The organism is Acidovorax benzenivorans (assembly GCF_028680575.1).
GTDB lineage: Bacteria > Pseudomonadota > Gammaproteobacteria > Burkholderiales > Burkholderiaceae_C > Acidovorax > Acidovorax benzenivorans.
The window spans coordinates 592,404-608,023 of record NZ_JAPCKI010000001.1; the positions used below are offsets into that span (position 1 = coordinate 592,404).

12 protein-coding genes are annotated in these 15,620 nt (G+C 64.6%); 10 read left to right on the forward strand and 2 right to left on the reverse strand.

What is annotated here, in order from left to right:
• The first annotated feature begins 39 nt into the window (after nucleotides 1-39).
• The 5 genes from OIN59_RS02740 (at nucleotide 40) to OIN59_RS02760 (ending at nucleotide 9,610) form a co-directional block, all read left to right on the forward strand.
• Nucleotides 40-3,609 carry an indolepyruvate ferredoxin oxidoreductase family protein gene (locus OIN59_RS02740; protein ID WP_274106902.1) on the forward strand — a complete coding sequence of 1,190 codons (3,570 nt, stop codon included), beginning with the start codon at nucleotides 40-42 and terminating at the stop codon, nucleotides 3,607-3,609.
• A 298-nt stretch (nucleotides 3,610-3,907) separates the two neighbouring features.
• Nucleotides 3,908-4,243, forward strand: a complete 336-nt coding sequence (gene yajC / locus OIN59_RS02745) for a preprotein translocase subunit YajC (RefSeq protein ID WP_015016243.1) — start codon at nucleotides 3,908-3,910, stop codon at nucleotides 4,241-4,243.
• Nucleotides 4,244-4,345: 102 nt separating this feature from the next.
• Entirely contained in the window at nucleotides 4,346-6,232 is a 1,887-nt protein-coding gene (gene secD / locus OIN59_RS02750; RefSeq protein ID WP_274106906.1) for a protein translocase subunit SecD, read from the forward strand.
• A 13-nt stretch (nucleotides 6,233-6,245) separates the two neighbouring features.
• Nucleotides 6,246-7,196, forward strand: coding sequence for a protein translocase subunit SecF (secF, locus tag OIN59_RS02755; protein ID WP_274106908.1), 951 nt, complete (start codon nucleotides 6,246-6,248; stop codon nucleotides 7,194-7,196).
• A gap of 17 nt (nucleotides 7,197-7,213) precedes the next feature.
• Nucleotides 7,214-9,610 carry a DUF1631 domain-containing protein gene (locus OIN59_RS02760; RefSeq protein ID WP_274106910.1) on the forward strand — a complete coding sequence of 799 codons (2,397 nt, stop codon included), beginning with the start codon at nucleotides 7,214-7,216 and terminating at the stop codon, nucleotides 9,608-9,610.
• Nucleotides 9,611-9,696: 86 nt separating this feature from the next.
• On the opposite strand, the gene dprA is transcribed toward OIN59_RS02760, so the two are convergent.
• The gene (dprA, locus tag OIN59_RS02765; RefSeq protein ID WP_274106912.1) at nucleotides 9,697-10,860 is read right to left on the reverse strand and encodes a DNA-processing protein DprA; all 1,164 of its coding nucleotides are present in this window, start codon (nucleotides 10,858-10,860) and stop codon (nucleotides 9,697-9,699) included.
• A gap of 82 nt (nucleotides 10,861-10,942) precedes the next feature.
• Nucleotides 10,943-12,145, reverse strand: a complete 1,203-nt coding sequence (locus OIN59_RS02770) for a LysM peptidoglycan-binding domain-containing protein (RefSeq protein ID WP_274106914.1) — start codon at nucleotides 12,143-12,145, stop codon at nucleotides 10,943-10,945.
• Nucleotides 12,146-12,344: 199 nt separating this feature from the next.
• On the opposite strand from OIN59_RS02770, the gene def reads away from it, so the two are divergent.
• The 5 genes from def (at nucleotide 12,345) to OIN59_RS02795 (ending at nucleotide 15,556) form a co-directional block, all read left to right on the forward strand.
• Nucleotides 12,345-12,854: a peptide deformylase gene (def, locus tag OIN59_RS02775; RefSeq protein WP_274106916.1), complete on the forward strand. Its 510-nt coding sequence runs from the start codon at nucleotides 12,345-12,347 to the stop codon at nucleotides 12,852-12,854.
• Between the two features lie 35 nt (nucleotides 12,855-12,889).
• Nucleotides 12,890-13,360: a hypothetical protein gene (locus tag OIN59_RS02780; RefSeq protein WP_274106918.1), complete on the forward strand. Its 471-nt coding sequence runs from the start codon at nucleotides 12,890-12,892 to the stop codon at nucleotides 13,358-13,360.
• Nucleotides 13,361-13,428: 68 nt separating this feature from the next.
• Entirely contained in the window at nucleotides 13,429-14,403 is a 975-nt protein-coding gene (gene fmt, locus OIN59_RS02785) for a methionyl-tRNA formyltransferase (RefSeq protein WP_274106920.1), read from the forward strand.
• Between the two features lie 47 nt (nucleotides 14,404-14,450).
• Nucleotides 14,451-15,224, forward strand: coding sequence for an AzlC family ABC transporter permease (locus OIN59_RS02790; protein WP_369817443.1), 774 nt, complete (start codon nucleotides 14,451-14,453; stop codon nucleotides 15,222-15,224).
• Nucleotides 15,221-15,556 (forward strand): AzlD domain-containing protein, encoded by a 336-nt coding sequence (locus tag OIN59_RS02795; RefSeq protein WP_056742894.1) that lies wholly within the window; start codon nucleotides 15,221-15,223, stop codon nucleotides 15,554-15,556. The genes OIN59_RS02790 and OIN59_RS02795 overlap by 4 nt, the downstream gene beginning before the upstream one ends.
• The last annotated feature ends 64 nt before the right edge of the window (nucleotides 15,557-15,620 follow it).

A 15,620-nucleotide genomic window follows, 5' to 3' on the forward strand; every position in this document is an offset into this window, starting at 1 on the left:
AAGGCGCGGACCCACAAAAAAGCCATTGGAGACATAGCCATGAACGCCCCTCTTCCCGAGTCCATCCGCAAAGCCCTGGAGACTGTCTCCCTGGATGACAAATACACCTTGGGCGAGGGCCGCGCCTTCATGAGCGGCGTGCAGGCCCTCGTGCGCCTGCCCATGCTGCAGCGCCAGCGCGATGCGGCGGCCGGGCTCAACACAGCGGGCTTCATCAGCGGCTACCGGGGATCGCCCCTGGGCACATACGACCAGGCGCTCTGGGCGGCCAAGAAACACCTGGCGGCCAACAACATCGTCTTTCAGCCCGGGGTGAATGAAGAGCTGGGCGCTACTGCCGTGTGGGGCACGCAGCAGCTGGACCTGTATCCCCAGTCCAAGAAGTTCGATGGCGTGTTTGGTATCTGGTACGGCAAGGGCCCAGGCGTGGACCGCTGCTCGGACGTTTTCAAGCACGCCAACATGGCGGGCACCGCCAAGCACGGCGGCGTGATCGCTATTGCAGGCGATGACCACATCAGCAAGAGCAGCACGGCCGCGCACCAGAGCGACCATATCTTCAAGGCTTGCGGCACACCGGTGTTCTTCCCGAGCAGCGTGCAAGAGATCCTGGACATGGGCTTGCACGCGTTTGCCATGAGCCGTTTCTCGGGCGTGTGGTCGGGCATGAAGACCATCCAGGAAGTGGTGGAGTCGTCCAGCAGCATCAACATCGACCCCGACCGCGTGAAGATCGTGATGCCCGAAGACTTCGCGATGCCGCCCGGCGGCCTGCACATCCGCTGGCCCGATGCGCCACTGGAGCAGGAGGCGCGCCTGATGGACTACAAGTGGTACGCGGCCCTGGCGTACATCCGCGCCAACAAGCTCAACTACAACGTCATCGAAGGCCAGCACGACCGCTTCGGCATCATCGCCAGCGGCAAGGCCTACAACGACACGCGCCAGGCCCTGGTGGACCTGGGCCTCGATGACGACACCTGCCGCAGCCTGGGCATCCGCGTGCACAAGGTCAACGTGGTGTGGCCGCTCGAAGCCACCATCACCCGCGACTTTGCGCAGGGCCTGCAAGAGATCCTGGTGGTGGAGGAAAAACGCCAGGTCATCGAATACCAGCTGAAAGAAGAGCTGTACAACTGGCGCGCCGACGTGCGTCCCAATGTGCTGGGCAAGTTCGATGAGCCCGAGGGCGACGCCACCGGTGGTGAATGGAGCATGCCCAACCCCAGCCAGAACTGGCTGTTGCGCGCCAAGGCCGACCTCACGCCGGCCATCATCGCCAAGGCCATTGCCAAGCGCCTCAAGAAGCTGGGCGTGCCCGCCGACATCGTGGCCCGCATGGAGGCACGCCTGGTCATCATCGAGGCCAGCGAACGCGCCATGACGGAGCTGAAGGTAGACACGGGCGAGCGCGCCCCGTGGTTCTGCAGCGGCTGCCCGCACAACACCAGCACCCGCGTGCCCGAAGGCTCGCGCGCTGTGGCGGGCATTGGCTGCCACTACATGGCCAACTGGATGCCCGACCGCAACACCTCCACCTTCACGCAGATGGGTGGCGAGGGCGTGACCTGGGTGGGCCAGGCGCCGTTCACTACCGACCAGCATGTGTTTGCCAACCTGGGCGACGGCACGTACTTCCACAGTGGCCTGCTGGCCATTCGCCAGAGCATCGCGGCGGGCACCACCATCACCTACAAGGTGCTCTACAACGACGCTGTGGCCATGACTGGCGGCCAGCAGGTGGGCGAGCGGCCTGAAGGCCATTCGGTGCTGCAGATCATGAACAGCCTCAAGTCCGAAGGCGTGGTCAAGCTGATCATCGTGACCGACGAGCCGCAGAAGTACGACGGCGTGCCGCTGGCCGAGGGCGTGACAGTGCACCACCGAGACGAGCTCGACACGCTGCAGCGCCAGTTCCGCGAGATCAAGGGCACCACGGCCATCATCTACGACCAGACCTGCGCCACCGAAAAGCGCCGCCGCCGCAAGCGCGGCACCCTGGCAACCCCCGACAAGACCGTGGTCATCAACGACCTGGTGTGCGAGGGCTGCGGCGATTGCTCCACCAAGTCCAACTGCCTGAGCGTAGAGCCTGTGGAGACGGAATTCGGCCGCAAGCGCCGCATCAATCAGAGCACCTGTAACAAGGACTACTCCTGCGTGAACGGCTTCTGCCCCAGCTTTGTGACGGTGGAAGGCGGCCAGCTCAAGAAGCCCAAGAAGGAGAAGAAGGGCGACCTGTCGGCGCTGCCCTCTATTCCTGAACCTGTGCTGCCCGTGGCCGAAACCGCCTGGGGCATTGTGGTGGGCGGCGTGGGGGGCACAGGGGTCATCACCATCGGCTCGCTGCTAGGCATGGCAGCGCACCTCGATGGCAAGGGCGTCATCACCCAGGACGCCGGTGGCCTGGCCCAAAAGGGCGGCGCCACTTGGAGCCATATCCAGATCGCCAACCGGCCTGACGCCATCTACACCACCAAGGTCGATACGGCCAAGGCCGACCTGGTGATCGGCTGCGACTCCATCGTGGCGGCCCACAAGTACACCCTGGCTGTCATGCAGCCGGGCCGCACTTTTGTGGCGCTCAACACCCACGGCACGCCCACGGCGGCGTTTGTGAACAACCCCGACTGGCAGTTCCCCGGCGGCAACTGCGACGCCGCCATTGCGTCTGCCGTGGGCGTGGGCGGCGTGGGCAGCTTTGATGCCGAGCAGGTGGCCACGCAACTGTTGGGCGACAGCATCTACACCAACCCGCTGATGCTGGGCTACGCCTGGCAAAAGGGCCGCGTGCCGCTTACCTACGCGTCGCTGATGCGCGCCATGGAGCTCAACGGCGTGCAGGTCGAGAACAACAAGGCCGCGTTTGAATGGGGCCGCCGCTGCGCGCATGACCTGGCGGCTGTGCAGGCGCTATTCCAGGCCGCGCAGGTGATCCAGTTCGTCAAGAAGCCGTCGCTGGTCGAGATGGTGGCCAAGCGCGTGGAGTTCCTGACTGGCTACCAGAATGCCGCGTACGCCTCCGAGTACCAGGCCTTTGTCGAGAAAGTGAAGGCGGTGGAAGCGAAGCTGGGCAGCGGCACCCGCCTGTCTGAGGCTGTGGCCCGCTACCTGTTCAAGCTCATGGCCTACAAGGACGAGTACGAAGTGGCGCGGCTGCACACCGACAAGGCCTTCACGGACAAGATCGCGAACATGTTTGAAGGCGACTACAAGCTGGTGCACCACCTGGCTCCGCCCCTGACCGCCAAAAAGAACGACAAGGGCGAGCTGGTCAAGCAGCCGTTTGGTCCCTGGATGCGCAGCGCGTTTGGCGTGCTGGCCAAGATGAAAGGCCTGCGCGGCACGGCGCTGGACATCTTTGGCAAGACCGAGGAGCGCCGCATGGAGCGTGCTCTGATTGTCGAATACCGCGCCTGCATCGACGAGCTGCTGGCCCGCCTGAGCGCCGACAACCTGGCGCTGGCCGTGGAGATTGCCCGCATCCCCGAAGAGATCCGCGGGTATGGCCACGTGAAAGAGCGGCACCTGAAGGCTGCTCGCCCCAAGTGGGATGGTCTGATGGCCCAGTGGCGTACGGGCGCTTCGGCCCAGCGCCAGGCGGCTTGAGCGGTCCTTTCGCGGTCGCTTCCCTTACAAAAGCCCGCATCTGAGCGGGTTTTTGCTATTAATAGTGTAGCTATTCGGGCATGTATCACTAGCGCATCGGCCGTTTTTGACCCGTATTTCTGCGTGGAGACACTGGTGGGCCCTGTGGGTGGCAAACACCCGCTGCGGGCTTGGGTCTTACCCCTTGGGCGGTGCACAGGGCGCCGCATACAATGCCCTGTTCTGCCCCGGCGAGCGCTTCGGCGCTTGGTGTGGGCGGGTTGTGTGAATTTTGACCATCCGTTGTGGAGTCCAGTCCGTGTTTATTTCTTCCGCTTTCGCCCAAACCGCACCTGCCGCAGCCGCTGGCGGCGGTGACATCATGTCCTCTCTGACCGGCATGCTGCCCCTGGTGCTCATGTTTGTGGTGTTGTACTTCGTCATGATCCGCCCCCAGATGAAGCGTCAGAAAGAACACCGCGCCATGATCGACGCCATCGCCAAGGGCGATGAAGTGGCCACCGCCGGTGGCATCGTCGGCAAGGTCACGCGCCTGTCCGAAGGTTTCCTGCACATCGAGATCGCCAGCGGCGTGGAAGTGCAGATGCAGCGCAGCGCCGTGGTGCAGGTGCTGCCCAAGGGCTCCGTCAAGTAATCCATGAACCATCCCCCTGAGGCGCTGCGCGGCCCGGCCGGGCGCGGGGTCAGGGGGCGCTGGCGCGCAGGGCGCCTGCACAACTGAGGTGAGAGCGCGATCATGAACCGTTATCCGGTCTGGAAGTACGCGATCCTGGTGATCGTGTTGCTGGTGGGGGCCTTGTACACCCTGCCCAATTTCTTTGGCGAGGCGCCTGCCGTGCAGGTGTCGTCGGCCAAGGCCACCATCAAGGTGGACACCGCCGTGCAGCAGCGGGTGGAAGAGGCGCTCAAGGCCGCAGGCGTGACGCCCGACTTTGTGGCGCTGGAGGGCAACTCGGTGCGAGCGCGTTTTGACACGCCCGACACCCAGCTCAAGGCCAAGGACGCCATCCAGAAGGCGCTGGTGCCCGACGCCAACGATCCTTCTTACATCGTGGCCCTCAACCTAGTGTCGCGTTCCCCGCTGTGGCTCAAGGCCCTGCACGCCAATCCGATGTACCTGGGGCTGGACCTGCGCGGTGGCGTGCACTTCATGCTGCAGGTGGACATGCAGGCGGCACTGACCAAGAAGGCCGAATCCTATGCGGGTGACATCCGCACGGCACTGCGCGACAAGAACATCCGCCATGGTGGCATCAGCCGCGACGGCCAGTCCATCGACATCAAGGTGCGCGATGAAGCCACGGCCACGGCCGCGCGCAACCTGATCGCCGACCAGTTCGCCGATCTGCAGGTCACCACCGCGCCAGAAGGCACTGAGTTCAAGCTGCGCGCATCGATCAAGCCCGAGGCCACGCGCCGCGTGCAGGAGCAGGCGCTCAAGCAGAACATGGTCACGCTGCACAACCGGATCAACGAGCTGGGCGTGGCCGAGCCCGTGATCCAGCAGCAGGGCCTGGACCGCATCGTGGTGCAGTTGCCCGGCGTGCAGGACACCGCCAAGGCCAAGGACATTCTGGGCCGCACGGCCACGCTGGAAGTGCGCATGGTGGACGAGGGCACAGAAGCCCGTTCGGCAGAGACAGGCCGTGGCCCCGTGCCGTTCGGCTCCGAGCGCTACCTGGAACGCAACGGCCAGCCCGTCATCGTCAAGAAGCAGGTCATCCTGACCGGCGAAAACCTGACCGACGCGCAGCCGGGCTTTGATGGCCAGACGCAGGAACCGACCGTCAACCTCACGCTGGACGCCAAGGGCTCCCGCATCTTCAAGGACATCACGCGCGAGAACGTGGGCAAGCGCATGGCCATCGTGCTGTTCGAAAAGGGCAAGGGCGAAGTCGTCACGGCCCCGGTGATCCGTTCTGAAATCGGCGGCGGCCGCGTGCAGATCTCGGGCCGCATGACCACGGCTGAGGCCAATGACACTGCTCTGCTGCTGCGCGCCGGCTCGCTGGCCGCGCCCATGGAGATCATCGAGGAATACACCATTGGCCCCAGCCTGGGCGCCGACAATATCGAGCGCGGCATCCACAGCGTGGTGTGGGGCATGGTGGCCATTGCGGTGTTCATGTGCATCTACTACGCACTGTTCGGCATTTTCTCCACCGTCTCGCTGGCGGTGAACGTGCTGCTGCTGCTGGCCATCTTGTCCATGCTGCAGGCCACGCTCACGCTGCCCGGCATTGCTGCGATGGCGCTGGCGCTGGGCGTGGCGATTGACTCCAACGTGCTGATCAACGAGCGCATCCGCGAGGAGTTGCGCGAAGGTGTGTCGCCTCAGGCGGCCATCCATGCGGGGTATGAACGAGCCTGGGCCACCATCCTGGACTCGAACGTGACCACGCTGATTGCGGGCCTGGCGCTGTTGGCGTTTGGCTCTGGTCCGGTGCGCGGCTTTGCCGTGGTGCACTGCATCGGCATTCTCACCAGCATGTTCTCGGCCGTGTTCTTCTCACGCGGCCTGGTGAACCTGTGGTACGGCCGCAAGAAGAAGCTCAAGAGCGTGGCCATTGGCCAGGTCTGGAAGCCCGAGGCCGACACCACGACCGTGGCCAAATCGCAATAAAAGGAGGAAGACCATGGAATTCTTCCGTATCCGCAAAGACATCCCTTTCATGAAGCACGCGTTGGTTTTCAACGCGATCTCCTTCATCACCTTCGCCCTGGCGGTGTTCTTTCTGTTCTCGCGTGGGCTGCACCTGTCGGTGGAGTTCACAGGTGGCACCGTGATGGAAGTGGCCTACAGCCAGCCTGCCGAGCTCGCCAAGGTTCGCGACACCGTGGCGGCGCTGGGCTACCCCGATGTGCAGGTGCAGAACTTCGGCACCTCGCGTGACGTGATGATTCGCCTGCCAGTGCAAAAGGGCGTGACGTCTGCGCAGCAGAGCGAGCAGGTGCTGGGCGCCCTCAAGGCGGCAGACCCTGCGGTGACCCTGCGCCGCACCGAGTTTGTGGGCCCGCAGGTGGGCGAGGAGTTGGTGCACGGTGGCCTGATGGCGCTGGCCATGGTGGTGGTGGGTATCGTGATCTACCTGGCCTTTCGCTTCGAGTGGAAGTTCGGTGTCGCGGCCATCATTGCCAATCTGCACGACGTGGTGATCATCCTGGGCTTTTTTGCGTTCTTCCAGTGGGAGTTTTCGCTGTCGGTGCTTGCGGGGGTGCTGGCAGTGCTGGGGTACTCGGTGAACGAATCGGTGGTGATCTTCGACCGGATCCGTGAAGCCTTTCGCAAGTACCGCAAGATGACTACGCACGAGGTCATCGACCACGCTATCACCAGCACGATGAGCCGCACCATCATCACCCACGCCTCCACCGAGGCCATGGTGCTGTCGATGTTCTTCTTTGGTGGCCCCAGCCTGCACTACTTTGCCTTGGCGCTGACCATCGGTATTTTGTTCGGTATCTATTCCTCGGTGTTCGTGGCGGCGGCCATTGCCATGTGGCTGGGGGTCAAGCGCGAGGACCTTGTCAAGCCCGCCAAAAAGGATGGGGATCCCAACGATCCCCATGCTGGAGCTACCGTTTGACCCGCTAATATCTGTTCATGCACACCACGCCCCCTTCTGTTCCGCAACGCCGCCTGGCCCGCCAGGCGCGCCAGCGGTTCGTAGAGGGGATCTGTGGAGGGTTGGCGGACCTGGACAAAACCGTTCAGGACTTCCTCACCGCGTTGATGAACCAGACGGGCACGGCCCGCGAAATGCAGTCGCGTCGGGATGCGTGGCTGCTGTATCAGCAAAAACATTCTGCGTGGACGGAACGCACCGGCAAGGCGTGGCAAGAGGCACTGGCGCCCCACGTCAGTTCGACGCGCGGCCAACTGGCGGCGGGCGGCGGCGGTGGACTCAGCCAGTTCGAGCTGCTCAGCGACGATGTGGTTGAGAACAAGATCCTGGCCTCGCGCATGGCGCTGACCGTGAATGAGCAGGTCAGCCACCAGTTTGACACCTTGCGCCAGCGCACCCAGTCGCTGGAGGGCCAGGAGCTGGACAGCAGCGACATCCTGCGGCCTGACACCGTTTGTCTGTTGTTGGTGGAGCAATGGGTGGATGCCGGTCTGCCTCGCACGGACCTGCAAGTCGTGGTGGACCCCCTGCAGCGCGAGCTGGCCAACCTGCTGCAAAAGCACTACCAGACGGTCAACGTGTTCTACGTGGAGCAAGGCATCACTCCGCAGGTTGATCTCAAATCCAAAGTGCGCCGTACGCAGGGCGGCGTGGCAACGGGCAGTGGTGGTGGCGATTCGGGCTCTGGGGGCTTGGCTTCGCAAGCCCTGGCGCAGACCCGTCAAGCCATGGCTGCAGCGCGTGCAGGGATGCAGCCTCCCGGCATGCCTGCCGGAGGCCGGCCCATGGGGCCGCCGGGTACGCAGATGCCGCCACCTGGGCATGGCGGCTACCCGCGTCCGCACGGCATGCCCGCAGCCTTTCCCACTGGCATGACGCCCCTGGCCAGAGCGCGCCAGCGTGCGCAGGGTGTGATGGGGCAACTGCGGCGCCTGCTCACGCAGCCCGCCACAGGGTTCGACATGGTCAATGCGCCTCCCGCATCGGCCGCCTTGGCCCATGCCCTGACCGCGCACCGCGTGCATGCAGATACCTACTACAGCGGTGTAGCCACGCTGATGGAAGATTACAGCCCCGCTGCGGTGGTGCAACTGGTGGGGGCCGTGCGCGAGCGCTCCACCGAGCTCAAGAAGAAGGCGACCACCACGGGCGAGAAGGCGATCATCGAAGTGGTGGCCTTGATGTTCCAGAGCATCCTAGCCGAAGACCGTATCCCGCCCGCCGTGCGGGTGTGGTTTGCCCGGCTGCAGGTGCCTGTGCTGCGCGTGGCCCTGGCTGAGCCCGAATTCTTTAGCAATCTAGACCATCCCGCGCGCAAGCTGATCGATCGCATGGGCGCCTGTGTGCTGGGTTTTGACGCAACCAGCATCAACGGCAGCGCACTGGAAGCCGAAATTCGCCGTGTGGTGCAGGTGATTGAGCAGTACCCCGAGACCGGACGCCGTGTCTTCCAGCTGGTCTATGACGAGTTCGAAAAATTCCTGGCCAAGTTCCTGACCGAAAAACAGGTCACCTCGCGGTTGGTCAGCGTCGCCCAGCAGGTCGAGCAACGGGAAACCTTGGCCATCCAGTACACCATCGAGTTGCGCACCATGTTGCGCGACATGCCGGTGCGCGACGAGATCCGCGAGTTCCTGTTCAAGACCTGGGCCGAGGTGTTGGCGCTATCGGCCGTGCGCGACGGCCCGCAGCATGCCGATACGGTGGCGTTCAAGCGCACCGCAGCCGACTTGGTGTGGGCGGCCAGCGCCAAGCCCAACCGCAGCGACCGGGCTCAGGTCATCCAGAGCCTGCCAGCGCTGCTGCAGCACCTGCGCCAGGGGCTGACCCTGCTGGGCGTGAATGGGGCTGCGCAGGACGCACAGGTGAAGGTGTTGACGGACACCCTGGCTGACGCCTTTTTGTCCAAGACCGCGTCCATCCCGCAGGCCCACATCGACGCCATGGCCAAGCGCCTGGCCAATCTGGAAGACTTCATCAGTGATGCCACGCTGGGCGACATGCCGCTCAATGCGGACAACATCGAGATGATGCTGGGCATCGATGCCTCGTCCATCCATGTGGTCGCCGATAACGGCGCCCCGGTGGACGATGCCATGGTGGTGTGGGCGCAGGAGTTGCAACCAGGCACTTGGTACACGTTGGACCACAACGGTGCATCGGCCCAGGTGCAGTACGCCTGGCAAAGCCAGCGCAAGCAGTTGCACCTTTTTGCGGCCGTGGATGGCAGCAGCTACCTGATCCAGTTGCGCCGCCTGGCTGCGTACCTGCAGGCTGGTTTGCTGGTGGCCCAGGACGAAGAAGGCCTGACGCTGCGCGCCACACGGGATGCCTTGGCCAAGCTGGACGCCAACCCAGAACGCCTGTTGGACTGAGCGGGTTTTCAAAGATGCCGTGTGCTACTCCGCGTATGGGGCTGGCACAAAGTCTGTGAGTCCGTACGCTATCAGAGGCCGACCGACTAGCCTCTGCCGATCCTCTGAAACAAGCCCCCCGGCAACCGCGCAATGCTGCCGTCAAGTTCCAGCTCCAGCAAGGCCACCTGCAGGGCCGATGCGTCCATGCCCGTGCGTGCGACCAGGGCGTCCAGGCCCATGGGGTCGTAACCCAGTGCCGCCAGCACGGGGCCCTCGGTTTCGGCGGGCGAGGCCACTTCCTCCATATCGGCACCCTGGGGCAGGCCGGGCATGGTGGTGGCAGGGATTTTGAGTTCTTCCAGCACATCCTGGGCCGACTCGACCAGCTTGGCACCCTGGCGGATCAGTGCATGGCAGCCACGTGACTGCGGTGCGTGGATGGAGCCCGGGATGGCAAACACTTCGCGGCCCTGCTCGGCGGCCATTCGAGCGGTGATCAATGACCCGGATGCCAGTGCCGCCTCCACGACCAGGGTGCCTTGTGAGAGACCCGAAATGATGCGATTGCGTTTGGGGAAGTTGGCTGGCAGCGGTGGTGTGCCCAACGGGTACTCGCTGACGATCAGCCCGTGCGCGGCAATGCGATGGGCGAGGCCAAGGTTTTTGCGCGGGTAGACGCGGTCCAGCCCTGTCCCTACTACGGCAATGGTGGCGGCCACGGAGGAGTGGTCCGTTGCCGTGTCGAGCGCGCCTTCGTGCGCTGCAGCGTCTACGCCCAGAGCGAGGCCCGACACAATGGTCAAGCCTGCGCCGCATAACGCCCGGGCAAACTGGCGCGCGTTTTCTGTGCCCTGGGCGGTGGGGTTGCGACTGCCGACCACTGCCAGGCAGCGATCAGTGGGAAAAGGCTGGTGCTCCAGCAGTGATGCCGGGCCCATGAGGTAGAGCAGCAGCGGTGGGTCTTCGGTGCCCAGCAGGGCCTGCGGATAGCGCAGGTCGCCCAGGCTCACGATGGCACGTGCCGGGCCTTGCGGCGTGGCGCTGGCAAGCCATTGGGCCGTGGTTTGCCACAGGGCTTCCCATCCTTGCGGTATCTCGCACAAGGCCCGTGCATGCGCAGCGGGCACACAGTGCTGCAGTGCCGCTTCGGTCTGCCGGAAGATGGATTGCGGCAGACCGAAGCGTGCCAGCAGTCGCCGCGCGGCGCCGTTGCCCACGCCCGGCGTCAAGGTCAGTCTCAGCCAGGCGCCAAGCTCGTCGTGGTCCATGGGTACCGATGAAGCGCGCCGGTACTGTCGCCGCAGTGCGAAACCATCGCACTGCCACGTGTGCCACCGGCCCGTGGAGCGTTTACTTGGGGTTGATCAGGCGGTCGCCGACGCGCACGCCGTTGCGGATTTCGAGCAGCAGCACATACGACACGCGCTCAAAAGTGCGGAACACCATGGCCGTGCCATTGACTTCACTGGGCAACTTGACCATCGCCTTGTTGCTGTCGGTCATGTCCTTGATGCGGTCACCCTTGGTAAGCAGGTTGAGCACATGGCCTGGCTCTAGGCCGTCTTGCGAGCCCATATTGATGGCTACCACTTGATTTTGACCAGCATAGGCCACCGCAGAGCTGCCATAGATGGACACCACGCGCGCATCGACTTCGATCTGGGGCGCTCGCGGGGTAAAGCTCATGAAGGGTCGGGCCGGGGCTGGCAGGAGGCGGTCCCCCGCGCGCACGTCCTCTTTGGTGGCGGAGAGATCCACGGTGGCGGGAATGTATTCCGCCGTGTATCCACCCTTGCCATTCGGGATCTCCTCAAACGACTCGCCGCGCACCAGTTCCGCCTTGCCCAGGTACTGGGCCTCGTATCCCAGCACCTCGCCTGAGATGGGGTCCTTGAGGGCTACGGCATTGCGAAACACGCGGTAGTAGCGGGGCTCGCCCGCTTCGGCCAGCATGGGAGCCGAAGCATCTCCACGCACATAGGCGCGGTCACCGGCCGCCATCAATACGCGCTCGTCGGTCGTTGCGATCACGCGCGGGGCGCGCAACAGCACTTGCTCGTCCACCACCAGGGGTTCGACCAGGAAGGGCTCAATCAGGTGTTGCTTGAGCGTGGGCAGCGCCGAATCAGCGAGGCTATCGCTGCGCGTGCGCGGAGAGATGCGCACGGTTTCGGGCTCGCTGGAGCGGCTGGTGCTCAGGCGGGCGTAGTCGCCTTCCTTGATCAGGTACAGGGTCTGACCCGGGAAGATCAGGTGCGGATTGGGGATGGTTTTGAGGTTCATGCCCCAGAGCTCGGGCCAGCGCCAGGGGCGCTTGAGGTACATGCCCGAAATGCCCCAGAGCGTGTCGCCGCGCTTGACGGTGTAGGTGTCGGGGGCGTTAGGGGCCAGCTCTTCCAGTGGTACACCACGCTCAGACACCTGCTGTGCCGTGGCGCGCTGGCTGCTGGAGATGGGGTAGTTCTGCGCCTGAGCCGGCATGACCAGCAGGGCGCCAGCAATGATGGTGAGCGCGCCCAGGGCGGTCCGCCGCACGCTGGTGAATGCCGTCATGTTGTTCCTTTTCTCATGCATTGGGAAACGCCCCCTCGCTGGCACCTCGGCACACAAAGCAGGCGTGCAGCCGGGCAAATACGTTACAAAGCTTCTCAGATTCTCTGCTCAAGCCCTTGATTCGGCAACGATTATTGGCTCGCAAGGCGGCAGTGGGCCGCAAAAGTGGCGAAAATAGCGACATCTCTTACCTGCAGCCATGGCAATCCTTCCCATTCTCTGTTACCCGGACCCCCGGCTTCACAAGGTCGCCCGCCCTGTCCAGGCGGTGGACGACCGCATTCGCACGCTGGTTGCCGACATGCTGGCCACCATGTACGACGCCCACGGCATTGGCTTGGCCGCAACCCAGGTGGATGTGCATGAGCGGCTGGTGGTCATCGACGTGTCAGAGGAGCGCGACCAGCCCCTGGTGCTGATCAACCCCGAGCTGGTCTGGACCAGCGCCGAAAAACACCTGAACGAAGAAGGCTGCCTCTCGGTGCCCGGCATTTACGACGGGGTGGAGCGGTTTGACGCGGTGCATGTACGGGCGCTGGACGCCCAGGGCCAGTCCCGCGTGATCGAGGCGGATGGCTTGCTGGCGGTCTGCATCCAGCACGAGATGGACCACCTCATGGGCAAGGTGTTTGTGGAATACCTCTCGCCGCTCAAGCGCAACCGCATCAAGACCAAGATGGTCAAGCAGCAGCGGGAGGCTCGCGAGTGATGCGCGCAGCGCTCTGCGTCCGTCGGGGCGTCGGAGTGCTGGCGCTTGTTGCGCTGGTGTGCCAGCTGGCGGGCTGCGTACTGCCGGCCCGCGAACAGCCTGGCGCTTTGCGGGGCGAGGTGATCGCCCGCCTGGGACCGCCCACGGCCACGGTTGCGCTGGCCTCGGGTGAACGCCTTCTGTATTCCGAACTGCCAGCCGGGTTTGCGGCCTACAACCTCGACTTTGATGCCAGCGGCCGATTGGTGCGCAACGAGCAGGTGCTGACGCAGCAACGGTTTGAGAGCCTGGCCGTCGGCCGTTGGACCCGTACCGACCTGCAAAACACTTTCGGAATGCCCCTGCGTGTCGAGCAGGTGGCCCGTTTCGACGGCGACATCTGGACCTACCGCTTCCGGCAGAACGCGGACCTGCGGCAGGCCCATGTTCACCTGGACCGCCAAGGTGTGGTGCGCCAAGTGTTGTTCACCGACGAACTCCCGAATTTTGACAACGCGCGCGACTGATAGATGGACCGGCTGAGTCACCATGAGTCACTGAGTCCTGCGTCCCACCTGAGCCGAGATCCGTTTTCATGAGAGTCATTTTTGCCGGTACGCCCGAATTTGCCCGTGTGGCGCTGGAGCGGCTGCTGTCCGCAGGCTTCACCGTCCCGCTGGTCCTGACGCAACCTGACCGCCCCGCAGGCCGTGGCATGAAACTGCAGGCCTCGCCCGTCAAGCAATGCGCGCTGGAGCACGGCATCACCGTTGCCCAGCCCCGCAGCCTGCGCCTGGACGGCAAATATCCCGACGATGCCGCCGCAGCTCGCGAGGCCCTGCTGGCCGCCCAGGCCGATGTGATGGTCGTGGCCGCCTATGGGCTGATCCTGCCGCAGTGGACCTTGGATCTGCCGCGCCTGGGCTGCCTGAACATCCACGCGAGCCTGCTGCCGCGCTGGCGCGGCGCCGCCCCCATTCACCGCGCCATCGAGGCAGGCGATGCCGAAACCGGCGTCACCATCATGCAGATGGATGCAGGGCTGGACACGGGCGACATGCTGCTGACCGAGCGCCTGCCCATCGCCCCGGGCGATACGACAGCTACCCTGCACGACCGCCTGGCCGCGTTGGGCGGTCGCATGCTCGTCGAGGCGCTGGAGCTGGCCGCCTGCGGTGGCCTCACTGCCGTGCCGCAACCGGCAGACGGCATCACCTACGCCCACAAGATCGAAAAGGCCGAGAGCACGATCGACTGGACACTGCCTGCCGCAGTCATTGGCCAGCGCATTCGCGCGTTCGATCCCTTCCCGGGGGCCAGCACCGAGTGCAACGGCGAGACGATCAAGATCTGGAACTATGCAATTGATAGCGTTCAAGGCATATCCGATCAGCGCTCCGGGCAGATTTTGGCTGCGGATGGCGCGGGAGTGACCGTCGCGTGCGGTAGCGGCACGGCGTTGCGCCTGACCACGCTGCAGCGGGCGGGTGGCAAGCGGCTGGCGGCGGCAGATTTTTTGCGTGGTTTTGACCTGCAGCCGGGCATGGTGCTGGGCGCAAACCCTACATGAGCGTGTCTGCTGCGCTGGGCAGGACACTGCGCCACCCCTCCTTCCGGATGGCCGCCATCGACATGGCGGGCACCTCCTTGGGCATTGCAGCCTGGGGGCTGGTCACCGGGGTGGCCATGGTCAAAAGTGGCATGTCGGTCGGCATGGCCGTGTTCATGTCGCTGCTGGTGTATGCCGGCAGCGCCCAGCTCGCCGTCATTCCGCTGCTGTCCGTGGGCGCGCCGCTGTGGGTGGTGTGGCTCACGGCCGCCTGCGTCAACCTGCGGTTTGTGATTTTCAGCAGCATGTGGCGCAGCTACTTTGCGCACCTGCCGCTGCGCCAGCGCTTGGCCGTGGGGTATTTCAGCGGGGACGTGATCTATGTGGCGTTCATGAAGCGCTTTCCGGAACCCCGGCCGGCCCCGGAGCAGGTGCCGTATTTCTGGGGCGCGGCCTCCACCAACTGGTTGGCTTGGCAGGTGCCGTCCATCGCCGGCATCCTGCTGGCCAACGCGGTGCCCCTGTCCTGGGGGCTGGGTTTTGCGGGGGTGCTGGCCTTGCTGGGCGTGCTGCTGTCTCTGCTGTTCGACCGGGCCACCTGGCTCGCCACGGGCGTTGCAGCGACTGCGGCGATTGCTGCGTTTGCCTTGCCGCTCAAGCTCAACATCCTGGTGGCGTTGGCGGCCGCCGTGGCCGCGGGACTGCTGATGGAGGCCGTGGACCGCCGCCGTCGCCAACCCGAGTTGCTGCTGGTGCCCGCTGACAGCGTCATGCCGCCCGAGGAGCGTGAGCATGTCGAGGCGGGCGATGTGGTGCCGCTGCGCGAGGAACGCCACCCATGAGCTGGTCCTGGATCTATCCCTTGCTGGCCACTGTGGGCCTGGCGGTGATCACGGTGGTGTCGCGCTCCTTCTTCATGATCCCGGAGCGTGAGCTGCCCCTGCCCGACTGGCTCAAGCGTGGCCTCAAATATGCCCCGCTGGCCGCGCTCACCGCCGTCATTGCACCCGAGATCCTCATGGTGCAGGGCGAGCTGATCGACACCTTCATGGACGCACGCCTGCCGGCCGTGCTGTTCGCCAGCGTGTATTACTTCTGGCGCCGGGGCATCCTGGGCACCATTCTGGTGGGTATGGCGGTGTATCTGCCACTGCACATCGGCTGGGGCTGGTAGGTGCTGGCGGAGGCCGGCCGCGTCAGCAGGGCCGCCTAAAATGGCGCCCCTGATCCACCGGCCC

Bases quoted from the DNA above. Each gene is read 5' to 3' on its own strand.
- OIN59_RS02740 (WP_274106902.1), top strand. From the start codon at position 40: ATGAACGCCCCTCTTCCCGAGTCCATCCGCAAAGCCCTGGAGACTGTC.
- secD (WP_274106906.1), top strand. From the start codon at position 4,346: ATGAACCGTTATCCGGTCTGGAAGTACGCGATCCTGGTGATCGTGTTG.
- secF (WP_274106908.1), top strand. From the start codon at position 6,246: ATGGAATTCTTCCGTATCCGCAAAGACATCCCTTTCATGAAGCACGCG.
- OIN59_RS02760 (WP_274106910.1), top strand. From the start codon at position 7,214: ATGCACACCACGCCCCCTTCTGTTCCGCAACGCCGCCTGGCCCGCCAG.
- dprA (WP_274106912.1), bottom strand. From the start codon at position 10,860: ATGGACCACGACGAGCTTGGCGCCTGGCTGAGACTGACCTTGACGCCG.
- OIN59_RS02770 (WP_274106914.1), bottom strand. From the start codon at position 12,145: ATGACGGCATTCACCAGCGTGCGGCGGACCGCCCTGGGCGCGCTCACC.
- def (WP_274106916.1), top strand. From the start codon at position 12,345: ATGGCAATCCTTCCCATTCTCTGTTACCCGGACCCCCGGCTTCACAAG.
- fmt (WP_274106920.1), top strand. From the start codon at position 13,429: ATGAGAGTCATTTTTGCCGGTACGCCCGAATTTGCCCGTGTGGCGCTG.
- OIN59_RS02790 (WP_369817443.1), top strand. From the start codon at position 14,451: ATGGCCGCCATCGACATGGCGGGCACCTCCTTGGGCATTGCAGCCTGG.
- OIN59_RS02795 (WP_056742894.1), top strand. From the start codon at position 15,221: ATGAGCTGGTCCTGGATCTATCCCTTGCTGGCCACTGTGGGCCTGGCG.